Annotated in this window: 22 protein-coding genes; 5 read left to right on the forward strand and 17 right to left on the reverse strand. The window is 67.7% G+C overall.

Annotated features, from left to right (window positions below):
- Nucleotides 1–71 precede the first annotated feature (71 nt).
- Nucleotides 72–533 (reverse strand): hypothetical protein, encoded by a 462-nt coding sequence (locus TY25_RS17745; protein WP_226887160.1) that lies wholly within the window; start codon nucleotides 531–533, stop codon nucleotides 72–74.
- A 232-nt stretch (nucleotides 534–765) separates the two neighbouring features.
- Here TY25_RS17745 and TY25_RS17750 point away from each other — a divergent pair, with 232 nt between their 5' ends.
- Nucleotides 766–1,335, forward strand: a complete 570-nt coding sequence (locus tag TY25_RS17750; RefSeq protein WP_029900020.1) for a LysM peptidoglycan-binding domain-containing protein — start codon at nucleotides 766–768, stop codon at nucleotides 1,333–1,335.
- 75 nt (nucleotides 1,336–1,410) lie between these two features.
- On the opposite strand, the gene TY25_RS17755 is transcribed toward TY25_RS17750, so the two are convergent.
- Genes TY25_RS17755 through TY25_RS17775 form a run of 5 tightly spaced genes read right to left on the reverse strand, consistent with a single transcriptional unit; the run spans nucleotide 1,411 to nucleotide 6,550 of the window.
- On the reverse strand, nucleotides 1,411–2,199 hold the full coding sequence (locus TY25_RS17755) for an AAA family ATPase (RefSeq protein ID WP_029900019.1): 789 nt from the start codon (nucleotides 2,197–2,199) through the stop codon (nucleotides 1,411–1,413).
- An 8-nt stretch (nucleotides 2,200–2,207) separates the two neighbouring features.
- Nucleotides 2,208–3,836 (reverse strand): MFS transporter, encoded by a 1,629-nt coding sequence (locus tag TY25_RS17760; RefSeq protein WP_042257665.1) that lies wholly within the window; start codon nucleotides 3,834–3,836, stop codon nucleotides 2,208–2,210.
- A gap of 18 nt (nucleotides 3,837–3,854) precedes the next feature.
- Nucleotides 3,855–4,523: an AAA family ATPase gene (locus TY25_RS17765; protein WP_042257667.1), complete on the reverse strand. Its 669-nt coding sequence runs from the start codon at nucleotides 4,521–4,523 to the stop codon at nucleotides 3,855–3,857.
- Nucleotides 4,520–5,509, reverse strand: coding sequence for an AvrD family protein (locus tag TY25_RS17770; protein ID WP_042257669.1), 990 nt, complete (start codon nucleotides 5,507–5,509; stop codon nucleotides 4,520–4,522). Before TY25_RS17770 ends, TY25_RS17765 begins: the two co-directional genes overlap by 4 nt.
- A 51-nt stretch (nucleotides 5,510–5,560) precedes the next feature.
- A complete protein-coding gene (locus tag TY25_RS17775) occupies nucleotides 5,561–6,550 on the reverse strand; it encodes a beta-ketoacyl-ACP synthase 3 (protein WP_042257671.1) in 990 nt (329 codons plus the stop codon).
- Between the two features lie 306 nt (nucleotides 6,551–6,856).
- On the opposite strand from TY25_RS17775, the gene TY25_RS17780 reads away from it, so the two are divergent.
- On the forward strand, nucleotides 6,857–7,744 hold the full coding sequence (locus TY25_RS17780; protein WP_042257673.1) for a TIGR01777 family oxidoreductase: 888 nt from the start codon (nucleotides 6,857–6,859) through the stop codon (nucleotides 7,742–7,744).
- Nucleotides 7,745–7,807: 63 nt separating this feature from the next.
- On the opposite strand, the gene rpsR is transcribed toward TY25_RS17780, so the two are convergent.
- From rpsR to rpmB, 4 genes are read right to left on the reverse strand one after another with little or no spacing between them, the layout of a single operon-like run.
- On the reverse strand, nucleotides 7,808–8,062 hold the full coding sequence (gene rpsR / locus TY25_RS17785) for a 30S ribosomal protein S18 (RefSeq protein WP_014988314.1): 255 nt from the start codon (nucleotides 8,060–8,062) through the stop codon (nucleotides 7,808–7,810).
- Between the two features lie 34 nt (nucleotides 8,063–8,096).
- The gene (rpsN, locus tag TY25_RS17790; RefSeq protein WP_014988313.1) at nucleotides 8,097–8,402 is read right to left on the reverse strand and encodes a 30S ribosomal protein S14; all 306 of its coding nucleotides are present in this window, start codon (nucleotides 8,400–8,402) and stop codon (nucleotides 8,097–8,099) included.
- Nucleotide 8,403: 1 nt separating this feature from the next.
- Nucleotides 8,404–8,574, reverse strand: coding sequence for a 50S ribosomal protein L33 (gene rpmG / locus TY25_RS17795; protein ID WP_014988312.1), 171 nt, complete (start codon nucleotides 8,572–8,574; stop codon nucleotides 8,404–8,406).
- A gap of 12 nt (nucleotides 8,575–8,586) precedes the next feature.
- Complete coding sequence (rpmB, locus tag TY25_RS17800) at nucleotides 8,587–8,823, reverse strand: 50S ribosomal protein L28 (RefSeq protein ID WP_014988311.1); 237 nt, start codon at nucleotides 8,821–8,823, stop codon at nucleotides 8,587–8,589.
- A 96-nt stretch (nucleotides 8,824–8,919) separates the two neighbouring features.
- Here rpmB and mrf point away from each other — a divergent pair, with 96 nt between their 5' ends.
- Genes mrf through rpmF form a run of 3 tightly spaced genes read left to right on the forward strand, consistent with a single transcriptional unit; the run spans nucleotide 8,920 to nucleotide 10,680 of the window.
- Complete coding sequence (mrf, locus tag TY25_RS17805) at nucleotides 8,920–10,245, forward strand: ribosome hibernation factor-recruiting GTPase MRF (RefSeq protein ID WP_081868939.1); 1,326 nt, start codon at nucleotides 8,920–8,922, stop codon at nucleotides 10,243–10,245.
- Nucleotides 10,242–10,505 carry a type B 50S ribosomal protein L31 gene (locus TY25_RS17810; RefSeq protein ID WP_042257676.1) on the forward strand — a complete coding sequence of 88 codons (264 nt, stop codon included), beginning with the start codon at nucleotides 10,242–10,244 and terminating at the stop codon, nucleotides 10,503–10,505. Before mrf ends, TY25_RS17810 begins: the two co-directional genes overlap by 4 nt.
- 1 nt (nucleotide 10,506) lies before the next feature.
- Nucleotides 10,507–10,680 carry a 50S ribosomal protein L32 gene (gene rpmF / locus TY25_RS17815; protein ID WP_042257679.1) on the forward strand — a complete coding sequence of 58 codons (174 nt, stop codon included), beginning with the start codon at nucleotides 10,507–10,509 and terminating at the stop codon, nucleotides 10,678–10,680.
- A gap of 55 nt (nucleotides 10,681–10,735) precedes the next feature.
- Here rpmF and TY25_RS17820 read toward each other — a convergent pair whose 3' ends face one another.
- The 7 genes from TY25_RS17820 to TY25_RS17850 all read right to left on the reverse strand — a co-directional run bounded on the left by TY25_RS17820 (nucleotide 10,736) and on the right by TY25_RS17850 (nucleotide 17,412).
- Nucleotides 10,736–10,960 carry a hypothetical protein gene (locus TY25_RS17820; protein ID WP_029899998.1) on the reverse strand — a complete coding sequence of 75 codons (225 nt, stop codon included), beginning with the start codon at nucleotides 10,958–10,960 and terminating at the stop codon, nucleotides 10,736–10,738.
- Between the two features lie 448 nt (nucleotides 10,961–11,408).
- The gene (locus TY25_RS17825; RefSeq protein ID WP_052383035.1) at nucleotides 11,409–12,419 is read right to left on the reverse strand and encodes a glycoside hydrolase domain-containing protein; all 1,011 of its coding nucleotides are present in this window, start codon (nucleotides 12,417–12,419) and stop codon (nucleotides 11,409–11,411) included.
- A gap of 67 nt (nucleotides 12,420–12,486) precedes the next feature.
- Nucleotides 12,487–13,245, reverse strand: a complete 759-nt coding sequence (locus tag TY25_RS17830) for an MHYT domain-containing protein (RefSeq protein WP_052383036.1) — start codon at nucleotides 13,243–13,245, stop codon at nucleotides 12,487–12,489.
- Entirely contained in the window at nucleotides 13,242–13,808 is a 567-nt protein-coding gene (locus tag TY25_RS17835) for a GTP-binding protein (protein ID WP_029900001.1), read from the reverse strand. Before TY25_RS17835 ends, TY25_RS17830 begins: the two co-directional genes overlap by 4 nt.
- Nucleotides 13,809–13,857: 49 nt before the next feature.
- Entirely contained in the window at nucleotides 13,858–14,229 is a 372-nt protein-coding gene (locus TY25_RS17840) for a DUF742 domain-containing protein (RefSeq protein WP_029900002.1), read from the reverse strand.
- Nucleotides 14,230–14,236: 7 nt separating this feature from the next.
- A complete protein-coding gene (locus TY25_RS17845) occupies nucleotides 14,237–14,644 on the reverse strand; it encodes a roadblock/LC7 domain-containing protein (protein ID WP_014988302.1) in 408 nt (135 codons plus the stop codon).
- Entirely contained in the window at nucleotides 14,641–17,412 is a 2,772-nt protein-coding gene (locus TY25_RS17850) for an ATP-binding protein (RefSeq protein WP_042257680.1), read from the reverse strand. Before TY25_RS17850 ends, TY25_RS17845 begins: the two co-directional genes overlap by 4 nt.
- Between the last annotated feature and the right edge of the window lie 317 nt (nucleotides 17,413–17,729).

The following is a 17,729-nucleotide window of genomic DNA, read 5'->3' on the forward strand; positions in this document are numbered from 1 at the left end:
CAGGCAGCTACCCCGAGTTCGCCGCGCTGGGCGATGCGGTCGGCGAACCGGCACCGTAGCGCGGAACGCCGCTACACCGCGCTGAGTACCTGACGGTTGCCCAGCGGTGACTTCAGTTGCACGTCGAGCGAGGCGAAGACGGCGATCATGGTGCACATCCGGCCGACCGCGTCGGCGCGGGTGCCGGAGCGCAGCTCGACGGTGACGGTCGAATCGGTCTCGCGCACAGTGGCGTCCACGCCGTAGCACTCCGGCGAGCCGGTCTGGAAGTTCACCGCGATCCGATCGTCGGCCAGGCGGGTCCACGAGGTGAACGGGGTCGGGCGGGCGCCGACGATGGTCGGGTCGGCGCTGAGTTCGCGGCCCCGGTTCGCGCCGGAGTCCTCCGTCGGGGTGCTCGGCGCCGCGCTGCTCGTCGTGCTGGTCTTCGGTTGTGCCGCACCATCATCCGAACTGCCGCAGCCTGCGGCAACGAGACACCCGAGCACGACGGCCAGGGTTGCGGCGCTACGGCCGCCGGACATCCGAGTCATGGCGACAACCCTAGTGGCGGATGCGCCGGTGCGTGTGGCCGCCGTCCGGTCCCATCCCATAGCGGGCGTGGGACCGCAATAGGACGCACCCCACAGTGAACTTTCGGCGAACCATGCGCGTAATCCCTCCGTAACTCCCACTCGAGCAGTATCTTCGGCCTAGATGCGCGCTTGGGTGTGGACGGCGGGCGTCGATGTCGGATGCTCTTCAGAACCTTCGAAAGGAAGAACCGTGGGCGACACGCTGCGCGTTGGCGAAGAACTCGGACTGGGCCAGTCTCTGCAAGGGGGTGCGTACAGCCTCACGCTGCAGAGCGACGGCAACCTCGTGCTGACCGAGCCGGACGGAAATGTTGTGTGGTCCACGCTGACTCACAACCAGGGTGTCGAGCGTGCGACCCTGCAGTCCGACGGCAACTTCGTCCTGTACAAGGGTGAGGGCGCGGCCTGGTCCACCGAGACCAACGGCAAGGGCGACCCGGATCGCCTGGTCGTGCAGGCGGACCGCAACGTCGTGCTGTACGGCAAGGACGGCAGCGCGCTGTGGGCGTCGGACACCAAGACCGACAACCCGCTGCCCGCCCCGGAGCCCGCAGCCGAGGCCGCGCCCGCCGCCGAAGAGGTGCCGCCCCCGCCGCCGGCCCCCGAGGTGCGCACCTACACCGTCGAGCCGGGCGACACCCTGTGGGCGATCGCCGAGCGCTTCTACGGCGACGGCAACCGCTACCAGGAGATCGCGAACGCGAGCGGCATCGACAACCCGGACCTGATCAACCCCGGCCAGGTGCTGACCATCCCGTAAAACACTGCGGGGCAAGGCAAAACGTGGGGCCCGGCGCGAATGTGCGCCGGGCCCCACGGCGTTGCCCGGGTGCGTTCAGTACCGCATCGCGTACGAGATACGGCGCGCCAGCGACTTCTTGCGCTGTGCCGCTTTGAATCTGTCGTCCTGCTCGAGCACCTTGGTCGCGCCCGCGACCCGCTGCTGGGCGCGGGCGATCGCCTCCTCGACCGGCATGATGGTGTCCAGATCGAACAGCTCGATGATGCGGGACACCCGCTCGTGCACCGAACCGCCGACGATCTCGTAGGGCAGGCCGAGTTCGGCGACCACGCCGATCAGGCTGTCGTCGGACAACTTTCGGAACGGCTCCGAGACGGGGCGGTGGCCGTCGAGCTTCATCGGGAACTCCACCGGCAGATGCACGAAGGCGTCGTACAGGTAGCGGGCCCGGTCCTTGACCACATCGCCGATGATGTCGGTGTACTCGCGCAGCGGCTGTTTGCGTCCGATGCCCGCGACCGACTTCACCGAGCGCAGCAGCCACGACGCGCCGGGGTTGATGCCCACCGCCATCCGGGCCGTGCCGTACACCCACTCGTGCACCACCGAACCGTCGGAAATGAAAGAGCCGTCCCGTGATTCGTTGTGCACCCGTTCCTCGAACCGGCGTAACCCCAACTGCAGCAGTTCGATCGAGTTCAACTCCATCACCGTCTTGCCCGGTGCCAGGTCTACGAGCAGTTCGCGGGAGGTCAGCGCGTGCGTGCGGGGGATGCCGGTGGCGATCGACAAAGTCTCGGTGGTCGTGCTCTTGCCGACTCCGTAGGTGCCCGAGATCGCCAGCTTGATGTGGGCGCGGCGTTGCCCGCCGATCAGGTACACGGATACGCCTAGCTTTTCGTGCGAATCTGCTTGCGGCCGGGCACCTTGCCGGGCAGGCGCAGCGGCTGGGTGAGGTTCTCGTCCTCGGCGGGGATACCCGGGGTCGCCAGCGCGGCCTCGTTGAGGTCGCCGCGGCGCAGGGTGAGAAAGGCGACGATGCCGGAGATCGCGGCCAGTACACCGGCCAGCAGCATCGCCTGATGCAGCCCGCTGAGGAACGCCGCCTCCGCGGCGGTCCGGACCGGCCCGGTGGTCGCCACGTGCGCGCTGCCGCCCGCCGCGATCACGTCGGCGAGCTCGGACACCTTGTCGGCGGCCATCGTCGCGGCGGCCTCGGAATCGGCGAAGGCGTCGGCCACCCGGTTCTGGAAGAACGCGCCGATCGCGGCGATGCCGATGGCCAGCCCCGCCTGCTGGAAGGTCTCGTTCACCCCCGACGCCATGCCCGCCTTGTCCGGCACGGTGACCGCGATGGACAGTGCCGCGCGCGGCGGGTTGAACATGCCCATGCCCAGGCCGATCAGGACCATGGCCGGAATCAGCGCGGTCCAGCCGGAATCCACGTCGACGAACAGGAACGCGATCAGACCCGCCGCGATGAGCAGCTGGGAGGTGCCGACCAGGACCGCGGGCGCCAGCCGGGTGACCAGGCCGCCCGCGACGGCCGCCGCGACGAAGAGCAGCAAAGTCAAAGGCAGGAACCGGATTCCGCTGGCCAGCGCCGAGTAGCCGAGCTGGTTCTGCACGAACGAGATCAGCAGGAACAGCGCGGGCATGACCGTGAACGCGCAGAGCGCGGTGACCACGGACAGACCACCGAAGGTGGTGTTGCGGAACAGATTCAGATCGAACATCGCGCGGCTGCGCCGGGTGATCTGGACCCGGGCGAACCACGCGAGCAGCGCGACGGCGAGCAGGAAGCACACCACGATGCGCACGCTGAACCAGCCGTCCTGCTGACCGCGCAGCAGCGCGAGCACGAGGAAGAACAGGCCGGTGGAGAAGGTGATCATGCCCGGCCAGTCCACCGGTGGTGTGGTGTAGCTGCGGGATTCGCGCATCTTGAGATAGCCGGCGGCGAGTGCGCCGATCGCGAGCGGCACGTTGATCAGAAAGATCCAGCGCCAGCCGGCGGTCTCGGTGAGGGCGCCGCCGATGAGCGGACCGAACGCGATGGCCAGACCGGTGACCGCACCGAAGACGCCGAACGCCATGCCACGGTCCTTGCCGCGGAATTCGTGGCCGAGCAGGGCCGGTCCGACGGCGAAAAGTATCGCGCCACCCAGACCCTGTGCGAACCGGGCGATCACCAGCACCGCGACATTGGGCGCGAGGCCGCACGCGAGCGAGGAGACGGCGAACAGGATCATGCCCGCGTTGAAGACCGTGCGGCGCCCGATCCGGTCGGCCAGTGAGCCCGCCGCGAGCAGGATGGCTGCGAGACCGAGCGCGTAGGCGTCGAGGATCCACTGCAGTGACGAGAACGAGGAATCGAAGGCCGTACGAATATCCGGCAGCGCCACGTTCACGACGGTGAGATCGAGCATCAGCATGAAGGTGGCGACGGCCACCCCGACCAGGGTCCAGATCGCGGCGTCCGAGCGCTGGTGCGAGGTGTCGGTCGGTCCGATGGCCATAAGCGAATTGTCCTCTGTTCAAGCGGCGTTCGACGCCGCGGCGACCGCCGCACCCGCCGGTACCAGTTCGGGCAGGCGATACAGCCGCGTCACGTGGGTGACGACATCCTCGAGCGGTCCCCCGAACACGAAATAGGGGATCGACGATGCGTGCAGGGTCTGCAGCAGTAAGCGGTCGATGAGTGCGCGCCGGTCGGCATCGTCGCCGTCCCGGGTCGCCGGGTCTATGCGTAGATGAACAACCGCATCGTAGGCCCTGACCGCATGACCGGTGACGATTCCGGCGTGCGCGGCCAGAAAGCCCTTCTCGAACAGTCGATTCGGATAGTCCCGCGGATGCGCCAGCAAACTGAGCAGGCTGCGGCTGCGCCGGACCGCTTCGGCCAGCGCCCACTCGTTCAGGACGGAACCGTCGGAGACGAAACCGGATTCGCTCCTGGCTTCGGCGTCCACTCGGCGTTCGAACATGCGCACCGGCAGTTCGACGGTCTCGGCCAATCGCCGCCGGGCCGTCACCACCGTTGTCTCCAAGGACAATCCGGCGTGCGGTAACCCGGTCGCCAGGGAGAGCGCGGTGGTCAACGTGGTCTTGCCGGTGCCAGGCGCACCCGTGACGGCCAGCCGCACCGCGGGCAGTTCGGTCAGCGGCGGGGCGGGTGCGGGCCGCAGCATGGTGTCGGCGGTCATTCAGGTAGCTGGTGCGCGAGCAGGCAGGAGCCGGTGACGCCGTTGAACGCTTTGATCTGGATATCGGCACTGCGCCAGCGACTTCCGCCGCGATCGATGATCGATGCGCGCCGGATCTCCAGGATGCCCTCGAAGGAGTCGTCGATCGGGCGGTGCGGACCGGCCGTGATGAACTCGAGTTTGCGCATCCAGAGGGTGTTGCTGTTCGCCCGGGTGAGCGAATCCAGGTGATAGAGCAGGATTTGCGACGACTGGGCCGCGCCGACCACGGAATCGATGGGGGAGGAGCTGTACGAGTACGCGGACTCGGCGCCGGCGAACCCGCCGACCTGGCCGGGGGTGATCCGGTGCTGTCCGGTGATCCTGGTGCCGGTCTCGTCGACCGTGAGTTCGCTCGCGGTCAGCGTGTGATTGACCAGGCCGTTGAGGTAGTAGTGCGGTGCGGGACCGAAAATATCGGCCAGGCCATCGAATTCGTCCAACCCAGGCTCGGACTGCGCGCCGGACCCGGGCGGGTGCACGATCGACAGGGTGCCGTTCAGCGGGCCGACCTGGAACTTGAAGGTGGTTTCGATCTCGGATTCGGTGGTGTCGGAGGCGCCGACGACCTCCGCGGTCACCGGCACGTCGGCGAGATCCTCGTGTGGCGAGGCGCCCGCGCGGACGGTGGCGTGGCGCACCCAGGAACGCGCCGACTCGGCCGCGGAGAGTTCACGGGAGCGGGCCACCGCGGCGTCGCACAGTGCCGCGGCGAGCATGACGGTGTCGACGCTGCTCACGTGCGGGACGAGCTCGCCCTCGCGCTTGGTGGACCAACCCGCCGGGTAGGTCAGACGCGCCCGCCCGGAATGCTTGGCGCCCAACTGATTCGATCTGCTGAGCGCGAGCCGGGTGAACTCCCGGCCGACGTTCTTGTAGCCGTCTCCGAAGTATCGGCTGGTGTGCGGGCCAAGGGGTTCGTCATAACTGGAGAATGAATGTTTCATATTTTGGCACCGCACTTTCGAACACAGATCGAACAGATGACACAGGGCGGATCAGGCGACCGGTGGAAGGCCGAATACCTGTCCCGCGTACGACAATCCGGCCCCGAACGACACCTGCAACGCGAGCTGTCCGGGTTTTGCCCGCTCCGAGGTCACCAGGTCGTCGATGGCCAGGGGAAGGGCCGCGGCGGAGGTGTTACCCGATCTACGGACGTCGTCGGCGATCGCGACCGACTGGTTCTCCCAGCCGAGTTCGCGGACCACGCTGTCGATGATGCGCTGGTTCGCTTGATGTGGAATGAACACCTCCACCTCGCTCAGCGCGACCTCGCCCGCTTCGGCGATCTCACGCACCAATCCTGGAACCGTCGCGGTGGCCCAGCGGAATACGGAGGTACCGTCCATCTGCAGTGACGGACGAACGAGCGTGGGGTCGGCGCGGAACTCGTCCCAGGTCGGCTCTTGGCGGATCAACCCGGCGTACGCGCCGGCACTGCCCCACACCGTACGGCGGATATGGCCGGTCTCCGCGCGGGTCACCAGGGCCGCGCCCGCGCCGTCGCCGAAGATCGGCCCGACGGACGCCTGCGCCAGATCTATGTTGTTGCTGAGCTTTTCCGAGCCGATGACCAATATCGTGTCGGCCTGTCCGGAATTGACGAGTGCGGCGGCTTGGCCTATTCCGTGGGAATATCCGGAACAGCCTGCCGAGATATCGAAGGCGGCCGGGCGGTCGCAGCCGAGTTCCGCGGCGACGGCCGGGGCGGCCGCCGGGGTCTGGGTGAGTTCGGTGGAGGTGGCGAGCATCACGACATCGACTGAACCGGCCCGCATTTCGGCGGCGCGCAATGCCGCGTCGGCCGCCGCGGCGGCCATGGAGGTCACCGTCTCGTGGTCGCCGGCGAAGCGGCGTTCGGCGACTCCGGTCCGGCGGATGATCCACTCGTTGTCGACGTTCAGGCCGGGTGCCAATTCGGCGTTGGACACGATCCTTTCGGGCCGATAGACGCCAATCATCGATATGCCGGCCTGCAAAGTCATGTCACGACCTCTCAATCACCCGGCGAAGGTCCGTTACTGGTCTGTTACCAGTGAGGTAATCTAACATTCTGCGCGTGACCGGGTGTGAGTACGTTTGGCTATAACACCAGAACTACCGGCGGATGTGATCGATGTCACAGCGCTGGGGGTTGCCCGTTAATCCGCTGTGCGACAAAGTGTTCGAGCTACCGCCGGGTAGGTGAACATTCGGTTCATGCGAAGTGTCCAGCAGTGCACGTGTTTTCGGCGGCGCTGTGCTGTGCGCCGGTCGCGCATACCGGATTCCTTTGGGGCAGAATGACGCCCATGCGTATCGTGGTGGCCGGGTCGTCCGGAGTCCTCGGCAGGGATATCGTCGCCGAGTTGAGCCGTAGCGGTCATGAGGTGGTCCGGCTGGTGCGCCGCCCGGCCGCGGATGTGAACGAAATCACCTGGGATCCTTACGGTCCGGCCTTCGGCGCGGAGATCGTGGCCAAGGCCGACGCGGTGCTCAACCTCTGCGGCGCCCCCGTCGCGGGCGCGCGGTGGACCCCCGCCTACAAAGCAGAGCTGCGCAACAGTCGCATCGTACCCACCGAGGTGCTCGCGCGGGCGGTCGCCGAGGCCGGTGTGCCGGTATTGCTGAACGCGTCGGCAGCCGGGTTCTACGGTGACACCGGTGATCAGGACGTGGACGAGTCCAGGCCTGCCGCAACGGACTTCCTGGGCACGATGTGCCGGGACTGGGAGGCAGCCACCGCGGTCGCCGCCGCGGCGGGTGCTCGCGTGGTGCTGCTGCGCACCTCGAATGTGCTTGCGGCGGAATCCGAGATGATCACTCGGCTGCGGCCGATCTTCAAGCTCGGACTGGGCGGCCGCTTCGGCTCCGGCACGCAGTACCTGCCCTGGATCTCGCTGCGTGACTGGACCGCGGCAGTCGCCTCGCTACTGACCGGCACGGTTGCGGGGCCGGTCAATCTGGTGGCGCCGGAGGCGGTCACCAACGCGGAATTCGCCCGAGCTTTCGCGGCCGCGTTGCACCGGCCCGCCAAACTGGTGCTGCCCGGGGCGGTGCTGAAGCTGATCGGCGGCGAGGCGGGCGCGGAACTGTTGCACGGGCACAAGATGCGTCCGAACGTGCTGGTGGCCAACGGCTTCGAATTCGAGCACGCCACGTTGCGCAGCGCCTTCGCTTGGGCCTTCGCCGAGAAGTAGCCGATACGCCAACCGGCGACGCCCCCGTGGACGGGGGCGTCGCCGGACGGGGAGGTTCTGGGTCTACCGGCTGGTGAACGGCAGCAGGGCCATCTCGCGGGCGTTCTTCACCGCGACGGCGACCTGGCGCTGCTGCTGCGGGGTGAGCCCGGTGACCCGGCGGCTGCGAATCTTGCCTCGATCGGAGATGAACGTGCGCAGCAGGTTGATGTCCTTGTAGTCGACCTTCTCGATGCCGGCGGCGATGAGCGGGTTCTTCTTCGGACGGCGGGCCTGCTCGGCGCGAACCTTCTTCGACGGTGCTCGCTTGACTGCCATATGACGGGATCCTTCGTACGAGAACAGTGGTTGTCTACCAGCTCGATTTGCGCACACCGGGCAACTCGCCCCGATGGGCCATCTCGCGCACACGCACACGGGAGAGGCCGAACTTCCGAAGGTGACCCCGCGGTCGTCCGTCGGCGGCGTCCCGATTGCGCAATCGTACCGGACTGGCATCGCGCGGCTGTCGTCGCAGCTCAGCCTGGGCCTCGGCGCGCGCGGCGGCCGATGTGCCCGGCTTGCGGATCAGTTCTTTCAGCTCGGCGCGCCGGTCGGCGAAGCGCTCGACCACGGCGCGGCGCTGCGCGTCGCGGGCGATCTTCGACTTCTTCGCCATCTCAGCGTTCCTCTCGGAAATCGACGTGCTTGCGGACCACCGGGTCGTACTTGCGCAGCACCATGCGGTCGGGATCGTTGCGGCGGTTCTTCCTGGTCACGTACGTGTACCCGGTGCCGGCGGTGGACTTGAGTTTGATGATCGGCCGGATCTCGGTCGACTTGGACGCCATGGCTGCTCCTGATCAGATCTTGTCGCCGCGGGCCCGGATACGCGCCACCACGGCTTCGATTCCGTCCCGGTCGATGGTCTTGATGCCCTTGGCCGACACGGTGAGCGTGATGCGGCGGTCTTCGCTGGGCAGGTAATAGGTCTTGCGCTGGATGTTGGGGTTCCAGCGGCGGCTCGTCCGCTTGTGCGAGTGCGAAACGGACTTGCCGAACCCGGGCCGGCGCCCGGTGACCTGGCAGTGCGCCGACATGCGGGCTCCTTCGGGTAGATGACAATCATTTTCGACAACGACTGCTCGACAATGTACCGTCGGCTTACGGCAAATGAAAATCGTTATCGAAAAGAGGTGCTGTCCGTGCTCCCACCTGAGGCCGACCGACGCACGCCCGTCGTAGTGCTCGCGGGCTTCGCCGGGCTCGCCGAGGCAGGCGTCCACCAGGTCGCGACCGCGCTGTGCCAGGTATCCGCGGGCACGGGCACGGTGGTCGTCCAGCACGACCTGCGGCAGCTGCGCGAAGGCATCGTGCATCGCACGGTGCGCAGCGCGACCTACGAGACCTCGGACGTGCTCGAGCTCGCGCACGGCTGCGTCTCGTGCACGCTGCGACGGGATCTGCTGCCGCTGCTACGTACCTTGGCCGCGCGGGACTCCGTCGATCGCATCGTGCTCGCCCTGGATCCCGCTTTCGAAGCCGAGGCCGTGTGCCAGGCGATCGAACACGTGGTGGTCGAGGGCATCCTGGGCCGGGTCGACGCCCCGGCCGGACGTGACGTACGGATCGAAGCGGTGCTGACCTGTTTGGACGCGAGTGCCTGGCTGGCCGATGCGACCGGTGAGGAGACGCTCGCCGAGCGTGGCCTGGCCCGGGCCGACGACGAGCGCACGGTGGCGCAGCTGGCCGTCGGCCAGGTCGAATTCGCCGATGCCGTCCTGGCTTTGGGGCCGGTCGAGGCAGGCGGCGAGGCCGATCGCGGCCGGCTGGCCGCGGTGCTGACCCGGCTGGTGCCCGACGCGCCGGTGGTCTGGGTCGACGATCCGGCCACGCTGCACAACGCGCAGGTCGAGGCACTGCTCGCGCGGATTCCCGGGCACGCGCGGCGCGGCCGGGTGTTCGACGCGCATGCGCCACTGCTGCGCGGCCAGCCGCCGCTCAGCAGCGACTACGGCGTCACCCTGCTGGAGTTCGCCGCGAGCAGACCGTTCCACCCGGCTCGCCTGCACGAGGCGCTCGACGTGCTCTTCGACGGCGTGGTGACCGCGCGCGGCCGGATGTGGCTGGCCACCCAACCGGACGAGGTGGCGTGGCTGGAATCCGCGGGCGGTGGCCTGCGTGTCGGCAGTGCGGGTCGCTGGCTGGCCGCCATGTCGGAAGCGGAACTGGCGCAGGCAGATCCGGATCGCCGGGCGATGGCCGCGCTGCGCTGGGACGACCAGTTCGGCGATCGCGACATCTCGCTGGTGATCCTGGTGCACGACGCCGACCCGGCCGAGATCCGCACGGCGCTGCACTGGGCGTTGGTGGAGGACGACGAACTGCGGCTGGTCGAGCGGTCGCCGGAGCGGGTCGCCGAATGGGAGGACCCGTTCGGCAGCTGGCACGCCGACCCCTGCGACAGCGACGTGCCCATGCCGGTCGAAGAGAGCAACAGCCCGAGAGGAGAAGCACTATGAAGACAGGGATTCATCCGGACTACCACCCGGTGGTGTTCGAGGACGCAGGCACCGGCAAGCAGTTCCTCACCCGCTCGACGGCCACCAGCGCGAACACCGTGCAGTGGTCCGACGGCAACACCTACCCGCTGATCAAGGTCGACGTGACCGCCGATTCGCATCCGTTCTGGACCGGCGCGCACCGCGTGCTGGACAGCCAGGGCCGGGTGGAGAAGTTCGAGCGCAAGTACGGCAAGCGCACGCGGCGCGGGGAGGTCTGAGATGGCGGTGCCGAAGCGGAGGATGTCGCGCTCGAACACGCGCAGCAGGCGGGCGCAGTGGAAGGCGACGCCGCCGGACCTGGTGCCGGTGACCGTCGGCGGTGTCGTGCACAGGGTGCCGCGCCGGTTGGTCGCGGCGGTGCGGCGCGGACTGATCGATCTGGACCGGCTCTAGCGCGTGCACGACGGCGGGCCCGCAGAAAACTCTGCGGGCCCGCCGTCGTTACCGGTTATCCCTCTTTTTCGGCGAGGTCCGCGAGCGTCGCGGCGAGCCGGAAGTACTTGTTGTTGGCGAGGTCGGCGATCGACTTGATCTTGAGCGCCTCGAGCAGCTGCTTGTCGTGCGCTTCGGTGAGACCGGCGAGGGCCGAGGGCGGAGCGGAGAGGATTTCCTTCAGCGACTTGTTCTCGTACGCCTTGTCGAGAGCCTTGTCGAGCACCACGTTGACGGCCATGCGAACTCCTTCGAACGAACCTGAATGTGCGGCGCCCGATCGAGCGCCTTGTGCCAGCCGACGATAACGCGCCCTGTGCCGTCGTGGGCGATGAACGCGCCGAGCGACGGACGAGCCGCTCGCGAGACTTGTCACGCGGGGTTGATGAGCGGTGGCGGCCGACCGAGAACGCCATCCGCAATCGAGCAGCAATCGGCATGTTCGAAGTGACTGGGTGACCTCGTGGGCGATGGAATTGCGCCCGAATAGCTGATGGGTGAAATACCTACTGTGGGTTGGTTATTGGCGGTCGGAAAAGTCTTCATGAAGTGATGCGTTCGTGTCCCGACGCCGGTACCCTCGTGCGAGAGGGCGGGTTCTCCCGGTTCCCGGGAGAGCCCGCTCATCGCCAAACTTCCTGGCTACAAGGCCTTCTCGCCCGCGGCTCGAGCCGCGACAGCAGCCGAACTCACCGCGCAGTACGCGATCCCCGGGCATTATTGCCCGGCTTGCCCGCGTCATTACCCGGCAAACCGGGCAAGTCGGGCAACAGTGCCTCCAGGCGGGCCAACTGCTCGCCGACCAACGCCGCGGGCCCCTCGATCAGCGAGAACGGCCACGGCCAATGCCCGCCGTTCAACCGCTCCACCTGTTCGACCAGGTCGGCGGTCGTCGCCTCCAATTCGCTGATCTCGGTGCGCAATTCGCCGACCTCGCCCTCGAGCTCATCGATTCGCGCCAAGGCGGCGGCCAGCCCGTCCACCACCGTGCGCTTGCGGCCCTCCGCGTCGGTACCCAGCTGCGGCCAGCCCGCCAAACCCGGTCCGCGCAACTGGGTCTGGATATCGCGCAGCACTGCCTCTTGCTCCGGCGTCACGTCGCCGCCCTCCTGTCCGGAATCCCACTGGCCGAAATCGGTCGTCTCGGCCACGTTCACATCGCAGACCACACCGCCGACGATCTGCTGCCGCGACGTCTGATGGATATTGCGGCGGGTCTCGACGTTGCCGCCCGACCACGCATCGGTCTGCCAGGCCCACTCGGCACTGCCCGCGTCCAGGGCGCGGCTCACCGACCAATAACCGCCGTAGACACCGACATTCGCGCGCCCGAGCACCGTTGCCGCGCCGTCGAGATAGGCGTTGAGGCGCTGCTGGTCCTGTGGCGTCGCATCGAAATCGGCGGAGAAGTAGATCGGCCGATCCTCCCGGCCGCCGCAGCGCAACACCTGTGCCAGCCCCGCGCGGGCATCGACGATCCCCGCGCCGTAACCGTCCAGCATGCGCGCGGCGGTGGTCTCCCAGTTCGACACGATCGAAATACCGTGTGCGCGCAGATCATCGGCCTCGGCCGGGGTCAGCAACTTGCCCGGCAGGGTCGGGCCGCCGTCGGACAGATACCGGACCACGAAGTCGAACCCCGCCGCGCGGATCGCCGCGCCACCCGGACGACCGGCGGCGTAGTCCAGACCGAAACGCATGTCTCTCACTGTAAATCGGGCCGGGAGGGAATTCCGGGGCATGGCCGAACCGGCGCAGCGCTGGTGCTCAGAAGGCGGAGTTCGTTCCTACCGGCCGCGGCTGGACCATCGGCCGGCGATCCGGCGCGACCAGAATCGCGCTGATCGGAATGGCCAGCGAGAGCATCCCGATCACGAACACCGGCACGAAGAAGCCGAACAGATCCTCGCCGGACGGCGCCGAACGGCCGGAACTCGGATTCGCCTGCAACCCGGCCAGATCGGTGTAATGCATGGCCGCGACGCCGGCCGCGAACAGCAGCGCCGCGCCGGCCAGGGCCGGCATCGACCGCGGCGAACCGACGAACCACAGGGTGGCGAGGCAGACCACGATCGCGATCGCGACCGCACCCCCGGTCAACAGGGGATCCAGGCTGGTCGAGCCCTGGATGCGCACCGCGTCCAGGGCGAGATAGTGCATCAACCCCAATCCGCCGCCCATCACCACGCCCGCGAGGATCAGGCGTGGCACCGCGGCGGTGCGGCCCAGGAGCACGAGCGCGGCCCACACCGCGAGCACCGCGGCCAGCGCGCCGCCGGCGACCCGGGTCACGTCGTACCGAATCAGGCTGCCAGGTACCGCGACACCGAGCATCGAGACGAACACCGGCAGCCAGGCGCCGATACCGCCGATGGAAATCGCCGCGGACACCTGCCAAACCGCCCGGAACTGAGCAGTAGCCGACATGGTCGACTGCCGAATACAGGCGAAGCCGATCAGCGCGCCGACGAAGGACACCGCGACGGACAGGCCGATGATCCAGTAGCCCATGGTGAAGTAGCTCAAAGCACCGCCTGTTCGCGTTCCTGCACAGCCAGGCGCTGGATGGCGTACTCGGTCACCGCGGCCAGTGACTGGCGAACCTCGTTGGCATTGCGCGCGTCGATGTCCACGATCGGGACGCCCTCGCGCACGGCGAGCGCCTCGCGCAGCTCGGCGATCGGGAAACGCGGCGCGTTCGGAAAGCGGTTGACCGCCACCAGGAACGGCAGATTGCGGGCCTCGAAGAAGTCGACCGCCGCGAAGCTGTCCTCCAGCCTGCGGGTATCGATCAGCACGACGGCGCCGATCGCACCGCGGATCAGGTCGTCCCACATGAACCAGAAGCGGCGCTGACCCGGCGTGCCGAACAGGTACAGCACCAGGTTGCCCGGCAGGATGATCCGGCCGAAATCCATGGCGACCGTGGTGGTTTCCTTCTCCGGCGTGTCCGCGAGGTCATCGATGCCGTCGGAGAACCTGGTGACCATTGCCTCGGTCCGCAGGGGAACAATCTCCGACACCGCACCGACGAACGTCGTCTTACCCGCGCCGAAACCACCGGCCACGACGATCTTCGTCGAGGCCATCCGGTTTTCCGTCTCGCCCTGGCCGGGGTTGGTGTCGGGCCCGATCTTCCTATAGGGCACGGAGTCCACGCAAAGTCCTCTCCATCAAACTACGACGCTCGTCGAAACTCGCTTCGTCGGTCAGTGTCGAATGCACCCGCAGGATGCCGTCGACGACGAGGTCACCGATCATCACCCGGACCATGCCCAACGGCCGATCCAGATGCGCGGCGATCTCGGCGACCGACAACCGGTGGGTGCCGAGCCGAAGGATATCCGTGCGGACATCACCGGTTGGCCAGTCGAGATGCGCAGTGTAGGACAAGGTCTCGATGACCGCCTCCATCGGCAGGTCGACCGCGGGCTCGGTACGCCCCGAGGTCAGGGCATACGGTCGGACGCGAGTGGTCGGTTTAGGTCCAGGTCCGAATGGATTGGACATCTCACGCTCAAACCGCGGTGCGGGCGGTGGCCGTGACCACCGAGCCGACCCGGTCGACCAGCAACGCCATCTCGTAGCCGATCCGGCCGATGTCGTGCGACTTGTTGGCCAGCACAGCGATGTGCGAGCCGTTGCCCACACTCATCACCAGCAGGTAGCCGCGCTGCATCTCCACGATCGACTGCATCACCTTGCCGCCGTCGAAGAGCGAGGCCGCCCCCATCGACAGACTGGCCAGGCCGGCCGTGACGGCAGCGAGTTGCTCGGCACGATCGGCGGGTAGGTGCGGGCTGGTCGCCTGCAGCAGGCCGTCGGCCGACACCAGCACGGCATGGGACACGCCGGGCACGTCCCGGGTGAACCGGGCGACCAGCCAGTTCAGGTTCTCATCCGTGGTGCTGTTCGCGTTGGTCATGCAAGCCCTCCGTCGTTGTACTGCGCATTGGCCCGCCCACTGCGGACCCCACTGAGATGCCTGGTGAGGTTGTTCCGGATCTCCTCCGGGTCACGGGCTCCCGATTCGTCTGCTTGGGCCAGGCCGCCGGGGACGAGTTGCGCGCCCGGCGTGCGGATAGGAAGTCCACCGGTCGTGCGACCGGTCGGGGTGGGGCGGGTCGCTTCCTCGGCGGCCATCCAGCCCGCGTCGGCGGGCGAAGTCCAGGTCGTCTCGGCGCTTTGCGAACTCGCGGGCTCGACCAGCCATTCCGAGACCATGCGCTGATAGATCGGGGTCGGCGAGGCGCCGGCCACCGGCTGCAACCGGGACGAGGTCGCCGTGGGTTCCGGTTCCCGCTCCGGCGCGGCCGCCTGCGGTTCGGGCTGCGGCGCGTTGGCGGGCCGCCGGATCGGCAGGCCGGACCGCGACGTGGTCGCCCGGACGGTGGGTTCGGTGGCGCCGCTGTGCTCGTCGAGGTCGAGCGAGCTCGAGCGCTCCGGCTCGGTCCACAGGTTCGCGGGACGTTCCGGTTCGGCGTCGGCCGTGCGATTCGTGCCGTTGCCTGTTTCGCTCACCGTCGGCGGGCCGAACGGCGATCGATCGTCGGTCGGGGTGTTGATCGACCACGGCTGGGTCGGCGGCTGCGAATCCGGGTCGCTGTCCGGGGTATTGGTGCGCGCGGCCATCGACACCGAGGGCTGGCCCGGCGCCTCGGCGACCCGGATGGCCGGCCTGCGTTGCGGCAGACCGGAATTGGTCACATCGAATCGTGCTGTGTTCTGCTGCGGCAGGCTCGGCACCGGAACCAGGTTGCGCGGCTGGGTGTTCGACGAGGTCAGCGGTGCGGGCGGCGCGTAATCGCCGGTGAAGTGCAGTTGCTGCCCGGTCGGATCGGTCGCGTCCAGCGGCGGCGAGACCAGCGCACCCGGCAGATGCACGCTCGCGGTGATGCCGGGCTGCTGGGCCATGGTCGAGGTGCGACGCAGGCTGGCGGTGATCGTGTGCCGCTTGGCGAGCCTGCCGACGACGAAAAGACCCATCCGACGGGCGGTCTCGACGGTGACCTCACCACCCGAGGCGAGCCGGTCGTTGATGACCTGCAGATCGTCGGTGGCCATGCCGAGGCCGCGGTCGGTGACCTCGATCAGATAGCCGCCGTCGACCGCCCGCGCCACCGACACGGTGACCGGGGTGGTCGGCGGTGAGTAACGCAGCGCGTTGTCGATCAGCTCGGCGAGCAGATGCTCGATGTCGATCGCCGGCTCACCCGCGACGATGCCCTCGGGCACCGCGGTGATCTCCACCCGCTGATAGTCCTCGACCTGGGAGACCGCGCTCCACAGCATGTCCGAGAGCTGCACCGGGTGCAGCTGGCCGCGGCGCAGCGCGGTACCCGCGAGCACCAGCAGGTTGTCGCCGTTACGCCGCATGCGGGTGGCGAGGTGGTCGAGGCGGAACAGGCTCTGCAGCCGTTCGGTGTTGTCCTCGTCGTGTTCCAGATCCTCGATCAGCGCGAGCTGCTGCTCGACCAGCGATTGGCTACGGCGCGAAAGGGTCTCGAACATGTTGCCGATCTGCAACCGCAACCGGGCCTGATCGGCCGCGAGGTGCAGCGCGGCCTGGTGGATGTCGTCGACGGCACGGGCCAGCTGGCCGATCTCCTCGGTGGTGTGCACATCGACCCGGGCGATCTCGGGGGTGGCGCCACCGGAACGCGCCTGCTCGAGTTCGCGCGGCAGATCCTCGTGCGCGACCTTCAGCGCGTCGCCGCGCAGGCGGCGAATCGGCACGACCAGCGAGCGCGCGACGGCCAAGCCGAGCACCAGGCAGGCGAGCAGGGTGGTGACCACGATCGCGACATCGCGCAGCACGCTGCTGCGCACATCGGCGGTCTGGTTCGCGAGCTTGTCGTCGATGATGTTGACCAGGTTGTTGGTGACCTGGTCGTAAGACGTGCTCGAGGTGTTCAGCGAGTTCATGATGGTGGCGGGGTCGCCACCTTGGCCGAGCGCGCCGAGCCGGGTCTGCACCGCGCCGAGCAGCGCTTCGGCGTTGATCGCGGACGCCGGATTGAGCTGTGCGTACTGCGCGTTGAGCACCATCTCCGAACCCAGGGCGACCAGCAGTTTGGCCTGCACGGCGGGGTTGCGGGCCGGGTCGGCCGTGGTGATCATCAGGTATTCCTGGGTGAACACCCGGCGCGCATTGGTGCTCACGCCGAGCTGCAGGAAGTACCGCTGAATGGTGACTTCTTCGAGCGAGGGCGACACCGCGATGGCATTACCGATGCGCGCCGCGACTTCGTCGGACTGCTCCGCGATCGCCTGGGGCGAGCTGGTGCGCAGACCGTTACGCATGGTCCGGCCCGCCGCGATCGCGGCGCCCAGCTCGGTGGTGACCCGGCTTTCGCCGGTCGCGGTCCGCAGCGTCGTTTCCAGATCGACGGCGGTCTGATCGAACCGCGCGCTGATCTTGTCGAGTTCCGGATCCTGGGTCTGGTTGGCCCGCATGGTGGCGGCGGTGATCGCGAGCCGTTCGGTCGCCGCGCCGAACGCGAGCATCGGGCGGATGATCCTGGCCTGCTCCGAAGTGGCGTTCAGCTGTGAGATGGTGCCGAGCTCATCGTTGATGCGCAGCACGGCGAAGGTGGATGCCAGCAGTACCGGCAGAAGGAGAACGATGCCGACCTTCCGGGTCACCGGCAAGTTGGACAGGCTGAAATACCAGGAACGCGGTTTTGCTTCCATTCCGCTTCCGTCGCCTCCACTCCGCGCAGGGCCCTCGGGACGGCACGTGCTGTTCAACGTATATGGGATCTACCCGCCGAGAACCAACTAAAGGTCTTCTTTTTACCGCACGGAACATACCGCGCAGACGGACCGTCGGCAATCTGGGGGACAAGGTCTGATGGTGCCCGAATATGGCTACACGTAACAGGTTTCGCGTTGCACTACTTCGAGAGTCTACAGACTAACTGGACAGATGATCTAGTTGGCTCGAGTACGCCGTTTGCTGATTGGCTGCTGTCGCCGGAGGGCCGTCGCGCCCGGCACGGCGTGTCGGA

Source organism: Nocardia brasiliensis NBRC 14402, assembly GCF_000308475.2.
Classification (GTDB): Bacteria; Actinomycetota; Actinomycetes; order Mycobacteriales; family Mycobacteriaceae; genus Nocardia; species Nocardia brasiliensis.